Origin of the sequence: Bacillus nakamurai (assembly GCF_001584325.1) — a bacterium.
GTDB classification, from domain to species: Bacteria; Bacillota; Bacilli; order Bacillales; family Bacillaceae; genus Bacillus; species Bacillus nakamurai.
This window is the reverse complement of record NZ_LSAZ01000041.1, coordinates 42,537-54,386: the sequence shown is the minus strand read 5'-3', so window position 1 is coordinate 54,386 and position 11,850 is coordinate 42,537. Positions and strand designations below refer to the sequence as shown.

Annotated in this window: 13 protein-coding genes and 1 pseudogene; 1 reads left to right on the top strand and 13 read right to left on the bottom strand. The window is 46.9% G+C overall.

All coding sequences use genetic code 11. From position 1 onward, the window contains the following. Positions 1-9 precede the first annotated feature (9 nt). Positions 10-279: a hypothetical protein gene (locus AXI59_RS15455; RefSeq protein ID WP_061522046.1), complete on the top strand. Its 270-nt coding sequence runs from the start codon at positions 10-12 to the stop codon at positions 277-279. 38 nt (positions 280-317) lie between these two features. Here the strand turns inward: AXI59_RS15455 and sipT are convergent, their stop codons facing one another. The 13 genes and pseudogenes from sipT to AXI59_RS15390 form a co-directional block, all read right to left on the bottom strand. Further along, a complete protein-coding gene (sipT, locus tag AXI59_RS15450) occupies positions 318-899 on the bottom strand; it encodes a signal peptidase I sipT (protein WP_061522047.1) in 582 nt (193 codons plus the stop codon). A 135-nt stretch (positions 900-1,034) separates the two neighbouring features. Continuing rightward, on the bottom strand, positions 1,035-2,939 hold the full coding sequence (locus AXI59_RS15445; protein WP_061528663.1) for a PTS fructose transporter subunit IIABC: 1,905 nt from the start codon (positions 2,937-2,939) through the stop codon (positions 1,035-1,037). Between the two features lie 14 nt (positions 2,940-2,953). Continuing rightward, on the bottom strand, positions 2,954-3,865 hold the full coding sequence (gene pfkB / locus AXI59_RS15440; protein WP_061528662.1) for a 1-phosphofructokinase: 912 nt from the start codon (positions 3,863-3,865) through the stop codon (positions 2,954-2,956). Further along, a complete protein-coding gene (locus AXI59_RS15435) occupies positions 3,862-4,617 on the bottom strand; it encodes a DeoR/GlpR family DNA-binding transcription regulator (RefSeq protein ID WP_061528661.1) in 756 nt (251 codons plus the stop codon). The genes pfkB and AXI59_RS15435 overlap by 4 nt, the downstream gene beginning before the upstream one ends. Before the next feature lie 283 nt (positions 4,618-4,900). Continuing rightward, complete coding sequence (locus AXI59_RS15430; protein ID WP_061528660.1) at positions 4,901-6,094, bottom strand: ABC transporter permease; 1,194 nt, start codon at positions 6,092-6,094, stop codon at positions 4,901-4,903. Further along, entirely contained in the window at positions 6,091-6,783 is a 693-nt protein-coding gene (locus tag AXI59_RS15425; protein WP_061522052.1) for an ABC transporter ATP-binding protein, read from the bottom strand. Before AXI59_RS15425 ends, AXI59_RS15430 begins: the two co-directional genes overlap by 4 nt. Beyond that, entirely contained in the window at positions 6,784-7,920 is a 1,137-nt protein-coding gene (locus tag AXI59_RS15420) for an efflux RND transporter periplasmic adaptor subunit (protein WP_061528659.1), read from the bottom strand. Between the two features lies 1 nt (position 7,921). Continuing rightward, positions 7,922-8,617: a YknW family membrane protein gene (gene yknW, locus AXI59_RS15415; protein ID WP_061522054.1), complete on the bottom strand. Its 696-nt coding sequence runs from the start codon at positions 8,615-8,617 to the stop codon at positions 7,922-7,924. 177 nt (positions 8,618-8,794) lie between these two features. After that, positions 8,795-9,328 (bottom strand): annotated as a pseudogene (locus tag AXI59_RS15410) (ABC transporter ATP-binding protein); the annotation flags it as partial. A gap of 36 nt (positions 9,329-9,364) precedes the next feature. Continuing rightward, entirely contained in the window at positions 9,365-9,598 is a 234-nt protein-coding gene (gene moaD, locus AXI59_RS15405; RefSeq protein WP_061528657.1) for a molybdopterin converting factor subunit 1, read from the bottom strand. Beyond that, the gene (locus tag AXI59_RS15400) at positions 9,591-10,064 is read right to left on the bottom strand and encodes a molybdenum cofactor biosynthesis protein MoaE (protein ID WP_061528656.1); all 474 of its coding nucleotides are present in this window, start codon (positions 10,062-10,064) and stop codon (positions 9,591-9,593) included. Before AXI59_RS15400 ends, moaD begins: the two co-directional genes overlap by 8 nt. Further along, positions 10,065-10,586: a molybdopterin-guanine dinucleotide biosynthesis protein B gene (gene mobB / locus AXI59_RS15395; protein ID WP_061528655.1), complete on the bottom strand. Its 522-nt coding sequence runs from the start codon at positions 10,584-10,586 to the stop codon at positions 10,065-10,067. Continuing rightward, positions 10,547-11,839, bottom strand: a complete 1,293-nt coding sequence (locus tag AXI59_RS15390) for a molybdopterin molybdotransferase MoeA (RefSeq protein WP_061528654.1) — start codon at positions 11,837-11,839, stop codon at positions 10,547-10,549. The genes mobB and AXI59_RS15390 overlap by 40 nt, the downstream gene beginning before the upstream one ends. Positions 11,840-11,850: the final 11 nt, after the last annotated feature.

The window sequence follows — 11,850 nt, the reverse complement described above, 5'->3', positions numbered from 1 at the left end:
AGGCACAAGTTGAAGCTTTTAACACTTACCGAATACTGTTTATTGATTTTTTTCACGGGGGTTTATTTGGCTGTAACCGGCTTTACCGCACAGGATATCGGTCTGTACATCGGAATTGCCCTCATCTATACGTTTTCACATATCTTTTCAAAACGGCTGCTTCAAAAGCGGGGAAAAGAGCAGCAGCAAGTGAATCTTTTTTTCAGCGTTCTCGCGATTGTCGGGTCAGTGCTGATTACCGTATTTTTCATCGCCGCAATTGCCTCGTTTGCAAAATAAAAAAACGCCGGCCGTCCGAATCGGGCAGCGCGGCGTTTCTATTTTGTCTGACGCATATCATGAAATGGGAAGAACACAAACTTCGATGTGCCGACGATCCGATCAGCGGCAATTAAGCCGAGTCCGTTCCGGCTGTCCATCGAATTCAGCCGATTGTCTCCCATGACGAAATATTTGCCTTTCGGTACCTTAACGGGACCAAAATCTCCGGTCAGGTTGACTCCCAGTTTTTTCGCTTCTTTTTTATTGCTTGCGAGGTAAGGCTCGGCTCTTTCTTTGCCGTTTATATAAAGCGTGTCATTTTTCATTTCAACCGTTTCCCCCGGTTTTCCGATGAGCCGCTTTACATAATGCACCTTCGATGTATCGCCGTTAATAATGACGATATCCCCCCGTTTAATTTCTCCGATATAATTGACGCTTTTGTTGACAAACAACCTTTCGCCGTCATGTAATGTCGGGTACATTGATGATCCTTCCACTAAGTACGGTTCAAACAGGAAATGGCGGATTAAAAGCGCCAGCGCGACCGCAATAATGATCGCTTTTCCCCATTCCCAATATGTGTTGGATTTTCTTTTTACCGATTTTTCAGAAGTAGGTTTTTGTTCTTCAGTCAACGTGGTTCCTCCTAGACGATCACTGTTTCAGTTCATGTACCATCTTTACTTTATCACAACTTATCACAAAATACATAATGCTTCTATAGACATATTGAAGCGATTGAAAAAAGCGCCCATAAAGGACGCTTTTTCTTATTTCTCTGTAACAGGTTTTTTTACGATTCCTAAGATAACAGCCGTTACAATCGCACCGATCACAATGCTCATTAAGTAAAGCATTGGATGGTTGGTGATGAAGGCAACGAATACTCCCCCGTGCGGTGCAGGAAGGGTTATCCGGAAAAACTCTGTCAAGCCGCCGGCTACCGCTGAACCGATCACGGCAGCTGGAATGACGCGAAGCGGATCAGCAGCCGCAAATGGGATGGCCCCTTCTGTGACGAAAGCCGCTCCCATGAAGTAACATGTAATGCCCGCTTCACGATCGCGTTTAGAGAATTTGTGTTTGAAGAATGTTGTCGCCAGCGCAATTCCCAGCGGCGGAACCATTCCGCCGGCCATGATTGCCGCATGCGGCGCATAGTTTCCGGCATCGATCATGGCAATACCGAAGGTGAACGCCGCTTTATTCAGCGGGCCTCCCATGTCGATCGCCATCATACCGCCTAAAATAATACCCATTAAGACAAGGTTGCCTGTTCCCAGGCTTTCAAGCCAGTTTGTTAAGAAGTTCATAAAGGCTGCAACAGGTGTGTTAATGACAAATTGCATCAGTACGCCTGTAATAAAGATACCGAGCAGCGGGTAAATCAATACCGGTTTTAAACCGTCAAGCGACTGAGGGATAAAGACAAACAGCTTTTTCAGCAGGATGACAACATAACCGGCTAAGAATCCGGCAATCAGTCCGCCTAAAAATCCTGCGTTCGCTTGTGTTGCCATAAAACCGCCGACCATACCAGGCGCAAATCCCGGGCGATCCGCAATACTCATTGCAATGAAACCTGCAAGAACCGCAACAATCAGTTTTAACGCATTGTCGCCGCCGATGAAATTCAGCGCGGCAGCAAACGTATTGTAAGTAGGGTCTTTCGGATCAGCTGAATGAATTCCCCAGAAGAATGAAATCGCAACGAGGATTCCGCCTCCGACGACAAACGGCAGCATGTTGCTGACACCGCTCATTAAATGTTTATAAAACATGCTTCCGATGCTATTGCCTGATTTCGTTTTCGGGCCGTCTTCATTTGATGAGGCAGAAGAACCGCCGCTGCCTTCGTAAATAGGCGCATCTTGATTTACCGCTTTTTCAATCAGCTCTTGCGGACGTCTGATACCGGCAGTGACAGGCACTTGAAGGACGTGTTTTCCTTTGAAACGCTCCATTTCAACCTGTTTGTCGGCCGCGACGATAATTGCCGGCGCATCTTCAATTTCCTGAGCCGTCAGCTTATGTTTAATGCCGCTTGATCCGTTTGTTTCAACTTTAATCTCCACGCCGAGCTCTTTTGCTTTTTCTTTCAGCGCGTCGGCTGCCATAAATGTATGGGCGATACCTGTCGGGCAAGCCGTAACAGCGAGGATCTTTCCTTTGCCTGACGGAGCTGCCTGCTCCTCCTGCTCTTCTTCTTCCTCGTCATCATCTTTGTCATGCTGATTGATGATGTCAATGATGGCGTCTTTTGTTTCAGCTTCGAGAAGCTGCTTGCGGATTTCCTCACGCATGAGAAGCGCAGAAAGTCTGGACAATGCTTCAAGGTGAGTATTATTCGCTCCTTCAGTCGCCGCAATCATAAAGACTAAGTGAGCCGGCTGGCCGTCTAATGAATCGTAATCGACACCTTCTTTTGAACGCCCGAATGCGATGGCCGGGTTAATGACGCTGGCCGTTTTCGCGTGGGGAATGGCAATGCCCTCGCCGATTCCAGTTGAGCTTTGGCTTTCACGATTCAAAATGGCTGCTTTGTAGGCCTCTCTGTCGTTTAATCTGCCTGCTTTATCCAGCACCGTCACCATTTCATCAATAACGTCTTCTTTCTTTTTGCTCTCTATGTTCAGATGGATCGTATCTTTTGTTAACAGCTCAGTTATCTTCACTTTTCTTTCCTCCTCTATAGACGTGTGACCTGAACTTCAGGAAGAAGCTGCTTTACAAACTCTTCAGTTCCGAGCTCCTCAGAAAATGCCGTCGCGCTTCCGGAAGCAACCCCTAAGCGGAACGCGTCTTCCAATGGCAGCTGTTTTGAAATCCCCGCAAGGAAACCAGCTACAACGGAATCACCCGCACCAACGGAATTGACTAATTTTCCTTTCGGGACGTTAGCGAGGAAAACCGCTTCTTTCGTAAATAGAAGCGCTCCGTCACCAGCCATGGAAACGATCGCGTGTTCAGCGCCTTGTTCAATCAATTTCTTGCCGTAAGGAACAGCAGCATCAGCGGAATCAATGACCGTATTGAACATCTCGCCGAGCTCATGATGGTTCGGCTTCATCAAAAACGGTTTCATTTCAGTCGCTTTCATCAGCGCTTCTCCAGAAATGTCTACTACAACCCGGGCATTTTGCCTGCTGCAAACTTCTGCTATTTTTTCATATGTGTTGTGCGGCAAGGAAGAAGGAATGCTTCCCGCCAAAACCACAAAATCTCCCTCTTCAAGCTCGGAGAATTGCTCTAAAAAGGCGTTAAACACCTCGTCTGAAATGATTGGGCCCTGACCGTTAATTTCCGTTTCTTCACCCGTTTTCAGTTTTACATTTATACGCGTGTCTTCCTTCACCTCAGAAAAAGCTGTTTCTAAGCCTTCCTGCTGTAAAAATGACGTAATATAGTTTCCGGTAAATCCGCCGACAAATCCCATTGCTTTTGACGGCACATGATGTCTTTTCAGCAATCTTGAAACGTTGATGCCTTTTCCGCCGGGATATTTCGTGTCATAGCTTGAGCGGTTCAAACCGCCTACGGTAAAATCTTCAACGTGTACGATATAATCAACAGACGGATTAAGAGTTACAGTGTAAATCATGGTTTCACTACCTTTACGACAGTTTTTTCTTGGTAATTATCGAATGCTAGTTCATCAGCGCCAGTGGTAATGATGGCAGCGTCGCTCAAGTCGGCAAACGCCGAGAACGAAATCTCGCCAAATTTAGAAGGATCGGCCAAAACATACGCTGTTTTTGCCTGCCTTACCGCCTTTGTCTTCAACAGAGCTTCATCAGGATCAGGCGTTGTAAACCCTGCTTCAATATGCACGCCGTTGACTCCGAGAAAGCTTTTATCGAATCGGTACTGGCTGATCGCAGTTAATGAAGCGCCGCCGATCATCGCACCTGTTCGATGCTTCACATATCCTCCTAGAAGATAAAAGGGGATGCCTTTTCTTATTAAAGCTTCAATATGCATAACCCCGTTTGTGACAACCACAATGTCTTTCGTTTTATCTATAAATTCAATCATATGCAATGTAGTTGTTCCCGCATCAAGATAAATACAGTCGCCTTCTTCTAATAAAGCCGCCGCTGTTTCAGCGATTTTCAGCTTATCTTGAAGGTTTTTGGAGGATTTCTCCAGCATATCAGGTTCGAGCCTGCTATTGGAAAGCCTCGACGCTCCGCCATGAATGCGCTTTAAAAAACCGCGCTCCTCAAGTGTTGATAAATCTCTTCTGATTGTTGATTCAGAAGCGTTCGTCATGCTTATCAGCTCTTGGATCTTTACCACGTCACGCTTGTCAATCTGATCAATAATCAACTGATACCTTTCAGGAGTTAGCATATCCCGCCCCCTATGAAAACGTATTCATTTTAGTTACAAGATTATTGTAAACGCTTTTTTTACTTTAAGCAACTAAAATCGATCAAATTCATTCAATAACTATCAAAATCTTTCACATTTGTTCATGTTAACGTATGTACATAGGGTTTGTAAACTGTAAATTCGACAAAAAGAGGGACAATTGTATGACATTTTCTTTTATCATAAATGAAAAAAGTCTATTATATTCATCATCACTAGAAAAACCGCCAAAAAACCCCATGCATGCTGCATGGGGCTCTGACTATTCATATCGTAAAGCTTCAATCGGGTCCAAACGTGACGCTTTGTTGGCAGGCAGCATGCCGAAAATGACGCCGATCAGCATACTGAACAGAACGCCGATACAAACAACCTGCCATGAAACGAGCGACGGCCAGCCTGCAATGAGAGAAACAAGGGATGCCCCGCCATAGCCGAAGCTGATTCCGATCAGACCGCCGATTAAGGTTAACACAACGGATTCGATTAAGAATTGAGTCAAAATCTGTCCTCTTGTCGCACCGAGCGATTTACGGATGCCGATTTCCCTGGTCCGTTCCGTCACTGAAACAAGCATGATATTCATGACTCCGATGCCGCCGACGACCAGTGAAATGCCGGCGATTGAACCGATGATTGTCGTCATAATCGTTGTGACCTGGCCGATTCCGGCTGCGATTTCTTCCATATTCATCACTTGATAGGACTCTTTCGTCCCGTGGCTGTCATTCAAAAGCCGGGCCGCTTCTTTTCCCGCTGCTTTCATGTTGTCGGCAGAAGCCGCCTGGACTGAGACGTTGCTGTAGTCACTTGTTCCGAAAGAAGATTTCATCATGTTAAAAGGCACATACATTTCACTGAGGCCTAATGAAAGAAAGCCGGTTTCTTCTTTTAACACACCGACAACTTCAATCGGCTGGCCATTGGCCCAGACGATTTTTCCGAGCGGAGATTTTTTGCCAAACAGCTTTTCAGCCATTTTTTTCGAAATAATTCCCGCTCTTTTCCCGGAAAGAAAGTCATCTTCTGTAAATGTTCTCCCGTCTTGGACGTCCAATGATTTCACGTCCATATAGCCGCTGTTAATTCCGTTTAGCGTGATATCCGTTTCTTCTTCATGATAGCGCGCCGTCATGGACTTGACTGCGGAAGCGACGACTTGCTTGACACCATCCAGCCCTTTTAATCCATTAATATCATCTTCTGTAAAACTCGCTTCCTTTAAAGCGTTCGGGTTGGCCGACAATTCTTCATCACTCGGAAGATAATACAATTCAATCGTATTGCCCGGACCGCTGATGGATTGCTTCAGCATTTGTTCGCCGCCCTGACCGACCGCTACGACGACGATAACTGAGCCGACGCCGATAATGATGCCGAGCATCGTCAGAATGGACCTCATCTTATGGGCTCTTACAGAACTGAGGGCCATCCGAAGATTTTCTATCAGACTCATTCCCCCACTCTCCTTTGCTCCGAATCACGGGAAACGATCTGGCCGTCACGGACGAAAATGATTCTGTTTGTGCAGTCCGCCACCTCAGGCTCATGAGTGACGAGCACCACGGTCACGCCCTCGGCATTCAGTTCTGTGAACTGCTCCATAATGGAGATGCTTGTTTTCGTATCTAAAGCGCCTGTCGGTTCGTCAGCCAAAATGAGCTTCGGCTCGTTGACAATCGCCCTCGCTATGGCTACGCGCTGTTTTTGGCCGCCCGACAGCTCATTCGGCATGTGAAGCATCCGGTCCGCTAAGCCTACCTTTTCCAGCGCGTACTCCGCCCGCTCCTCGCGTTCTTTTTTGCCGATGCCGGCGTATATCATGGGCAGCTCAACATTTTTCTTTGCATTTAAACGGGGAAGCAGCTGAAATTGCTGAAACACAAATCCGATTGATTTGTTGCGGACGGCTGCAAGCTCTTTTTCCGTGCAGAAAGAGACATCTTCGCCCGCAAGTCTGTAACTGCCCGATGTGGGTCTGTCAAGACAGCCGATAATGTTCATAATCGTAGATTTTCCCGATCCCGACGGCCCCATAATCGACACGTATTCTCCCTCTTCAATCGTGAGGTCGATAGAGCGGAGCACATCAAACGTCTCCTTGCCGATCTGATAGCTCTTTTTCACCTTTGAAAGCTGAATCATTTACGCTTTCACATCCGTTCCGTCAGTCAAACTGTCAGCCGGATTCAGAATGACTTTATCATCCTTTGAAAGTCCCTCTTTTATCTCCGTCATTTGATTTGCCGTATCACCGACCTTGACCTTAACCCGTTTTGCCTTGCCGTCTTTCACCGTAAAGACGTAATGTTCATCATCTTCTTTTTTGACGGCCGCTGACGGAAGAGTATCGGCTTTTCGTTTGTCCGTTTCAATGTTCATGATCAATTTAAAACCCGGTTTGCCTTCCGGAAGGCTGCCGATCAGCTTGACCTGAAACGGATACTGCACGGCTTGTTCCGTGCCTGCACCTGAGGCTGTTCCTGCCTTTTGATCGGGAACGAGGCCGACCGCTGTCACTCTGCCTTTCCACGTTTTATCCGGGATGGCGTCTGAGGTGATCGTTACCTTTTGCCCTTTTTTTACTTTCAGCGTATCGTATTCAGACAAACTTCCGGCTATGATAAGATGTTCCGGGTCGCCTATATGTATGACCGGTTCTTGAATATCTGATTTTTTAGAAGCTGCTTCTTGATTAACTGAGATAACTGTTCCATCCATCTCGCTTTTCACTTCTAAATCCGCCACTTGATTTCTGAGAGATTGCTTTTGCAGCTCCGATTGCTTTAATTCGATTTCTGCCGTTTTTTGCTGAAGCTGTAAATCAGTCCGTTCGGATTCAATTTGTTTTTCAGCTTCTTTTTCTCCCACTTGCTTTGCCAGTTCTTTTTCTTTGCTGTTTAATGCGTTCAGCTTTTCTGCGATTTGCTCGATTTGCAGCCGTTTTGATTCTTCAGATAACTCATTCTGTTCTTTATCAAGGTTCAGCTGCTCGTTTGTATAGGAGACTAATGACGTGCCTTTTTTCACCTTGTCCCCTTCTTTTACTTTCACCTTATCAAGAGTGCCTTTGTCAGCTTCATAAAAGACATACTGTTCATTTGAAAATTTTAATGTTCCCGGCACCATGACGTTTGATGAAATTTCCTGTTTTTCAAGGGTTCCTGTTTCAATCTTTTCCCCGACGCTGCCGCTCGCGGGAGCGGCAGACCGGTAAATATTTATACCGATGAATACTGCGACAATAACTGCGATGCCGATTCCGATCCATAGTTTTTTCATGTTATGCACCTGCCACGGAGTTTACCAGTCCTCCAACAAGCGAGAACACGAGCATGATAACAAACAAAACGACTGCTGAAATCCAGGCCGCTTTTTTAGAAATGCCGCCTGTATGATGAAGCCCTACCGCAACCAGAATATAGCTCCAGATGCTGAAGATTTCGATCGAGCTTAAAAAGGCTGCCGCTGATTTACCTGCGGGTATGATACTTGCCAAAGACGTGACACTGTAAATTGAGCTTGCATCAGTGAAATAAAGAACAAGACCGTTAATGACTAAGCCGATGTTTGAAATAAAGGCCGTGAAGAGACCGAGAGAGAGCATTTTTTTGTAGCTCGTGACACCGCCTGAGATTTTCACGCACAGCCAATAAATTAACGGAACGATAAACAGCGCGATAATGCCGCCAAAGATACCGCCGAAAATCGTACCGTATTTCGTAATAGTTTTGGTCATTTCTATCTGTTCATCCGTCAATCCGTCAAGAGACGAGCTTTTCAGCAGTTCATCGTAATTCATCCCCAGCCCCTGAAAAATATAGCCGACTGCAATGAGCACAATGACAATAAAGAGCGGAATACCTATGATCGGCTTTTCTCTTAATCTTTTAAATTGGACAACGGGGCTCGTGATCACGCCGAAGAGAGACGGCTTTTCCGTTTCTGCGTAATTGCTTTTTTCAACATTTGGTTCCATAGTGCTGATCCCTCCTATGTATATTCAGTTAATAGTTACGCATGAGGCTTGGTGAAGTTTCATTTTTTTACCGCATACGCATTTATGCTAAATTGTAACATAAATCCAGCCTGTTTTTGTTCCATTATTATGTAAAAACACCTTCACTGAGGGAAAGACAGAAGGTGTCTTTTACTGTCATGATATACTGTACTGCGCTTTAACGAGCCCCGCGTATATCCCGTTATGCTTCAATAACTCGAGATGATTTCCTTCCTCAATCTTTTTACCGTGATCAAGAACGATAATCCGGTCGGCATCACGGATCGTAGACAGCCTGTGGGCGATCATGACCGCTGTCCGGTCCTTTAAAAGCGTCCGCAGCGCAGGCTGGATTTTCACTTCAGTTTCGGTGTCAATGCTTGCGGTCGCTTCATCAAGTATTAAAATCGAAGGGTCGCAAAGAAGAGCTCTTGCAAAGGAAATGAGCTGACGCTGTCCGGCAGATAAAACATTCCCCCGCTCTTCTACCTCGGTGTTATACCCCTTCGCGAGATTTGAAATAAATCCATCTGCGCCTACGGCTTTTGCCGCCTGTATGACCTCTTGATCAGAAGCTTCCGGTCTCCCGAATCTGATGTTTTCCATGATCGTTCCTGAGAAAATAAACGTGTCCTGAAGCACGATACTGATTTTTGAACGCAAATCGGAAAGCGACAGGTCTGCAATCGGAAAAACCGGATGGCAGTCATGCTCATCCGGCTTTTCTCATCCTCCGCTTACCGGAGGGATAAAGGCGATTGTATCGCCAGTCGATAATGTGATGTTTTCTTTCACGTATGTTTCATTTACCGCTATCATCGCATTATTAATTGCGTGAAGGTCGTATTGCTCTTTTAACAGCGTTTTAATTTCCGAAATTGCAGCCTGCTTCTCGTCAAGCTCTATGACTGATGTTTTTGCCTGCTCGGCAAGTCCGGCAAATAAAAGAACTTTAATCATGGCTATCCCCTTTTTCGAGATCCGGTTTTCCGTTCGGATATGCAGTCGTTTCAAGCTGGTCGCCTATCCATTCTTCACCGTCTTCCCATATTTCTTTTTTCCAAATCGGCACGATCTGTTTAATACGTTCAATGGCATATTCGTTCGCCTCATAGGCCGCCTTTCTGTGCGGTGAGGAGACGGCAATGACGACTGCCGCCTCGCCGATCTCAAGGACGCCGACCCGGTGAGTGATCGCCGCCTCTGCCCCCTCCCATTTCGCGCTAATTTCTGCGCCGATTTGAGACAGCATTTGAACAGCCATCGGTTCATAGGCTTCATATTCAAGCCTTACGGTCCGGCGCCCGGCCGTCCACTCTCTCACCGTGCCGATAAACGTGGTGATTGCGCCAGCTTCACGTTTTTCAACTTTTTTTACGATATCTTCTACAATGATAGGTTGTGTTGTAATTTGAAAACGGTTCATTTATGCAGATTCCCCCTTCAGCTGTGAAAGCACAAACGTAACGGCAGCCGGATCATCCGCATGAAATACAGGCAATCCCGCTTGTGCCGCCGCAAGCTCCATATTTCTGCAGACAACGGCGATTACGTGCTCTAATTGCCGCAGTTTTTGCCATTCTTCTTTATTTTTAATCATCACGATTTTCGGATACGGTTCACGCTTAAACCCCTCAATAAGAAGACAGTCTGTCCCGAGAAAACCGTACAGGCCGATCAGGCGCTGGAGGTCCCACTCCCTGCGCACCGTGAGCTGTAAAACGCCCGCACCCTCCACTGCCGTAATATCGGCTCCGGCCGCCGATAGGCGCTCCGAATCTTTCCCTTCTGAAAACAGATCAGGCTCGCCGCCATGGCCGTGATGCTTTAAACAGCCCACTTTTAATTCCTTCGGAGCGGACGCCAGCACACGTTCGATAAACGTCGTTTTTCCGCTGTTTTGAAAGCCTACGACCTGGAGGATCGGGAAAGAATTGACCATGGCCATTCACTTCCATTCTCATCACGGATAAGGAGCGCATGAACCGTCCGGCCCGCTTCATAACCCCTCGTGCCGCCCGGTAAAATAATGAACGCATTTGCCTCCGCAAGGGACGTTACAGAGCTTGATTTGTCCAAACCGACCGGTGATGCCATCATCTTGCCATCCTGATGATAAACGAACGCCCGAACAAATCTCGTAAACGGATTCGGCTTCGGAAAATCATTTGCCAGCACGGCCTCGGCCCATCCTGAGTGGGGCTTTTCATTCAAAAGCCACGTCTGAATCATCGGCTTCACAAACAGCGTAAAACCGACATAACATGCGGACGGATTGCCTGAAAGGCCAAACAGCAGCATGTCATTTGCCCGGGCTACGGTTGTGACGCTCCCCGGCCGCATTGCAACTTTATTAAACAGAACTTCCGCTCCGAGTTTTTCATAAATGTGAGGAAGAAAATCAAAATCACCGACAGACACGCCGCCCGTAGTGATCAGAAAGTCAACTTTTTTCATAGCTTCCTTCACTGCAGCGTAGCTGTCTTCAAAATCGTCGGAGATTTTCCCTAAGTCAAGGGGGACCGCCCCCGCTTCAATGATCTGGGCATATACCATTGCCGCATTGCTGTTGCGGATTTTACCCGGCTCAAGCGGGTCGCTGACATGAAGCAGCTCTGTTCCGGTGGCGATAATGCCGACAACGGGTTTTCTGACAACCGGAACGGACGCATAGCCGAAAGTTGCTAACAGCGCGGTTACGCCCGGCGTAATTATCGTTCCTTTTTTTAATAGAGAGCTTCCTTTTTTCGCATCTTCTCCTTGACAGGAGATATTATCACCCTCCTGAAACGGACGTTTCACTGACATGTAATCCGTGCCGTTTTCTGAAAATGTTTTGGTCAGCTCCAGCATGACCACGGCATCCGCGCCTTTTGGAATTTGCGCGCCGGTCATAATGCGGACCGCTTCATACGGGCCAAGCTCTTTTTCAGATACGGCCCCGGCTCCGATATGGTCAATCACTGCAAACTTGACCTCATTTTCCCGCGAAGCCGTCTTTGTATCCCGAGCCCTGATGGCAAACCCGTCATATGGGGAGCGGTCAAAAGCAGGCACATCATGGTCGGCTTTAACATCCTCCGCCAAATAGCGGTGAAGGCTGTCCTCCAGCGCCACCCATTCTGTTTCCCCTTGTTTTTTATATTGACTTACACGCCGAACCGCTTCGTCTACCTGTATCGGTGTTCTTTTTTCCAGCATATCAATACCTC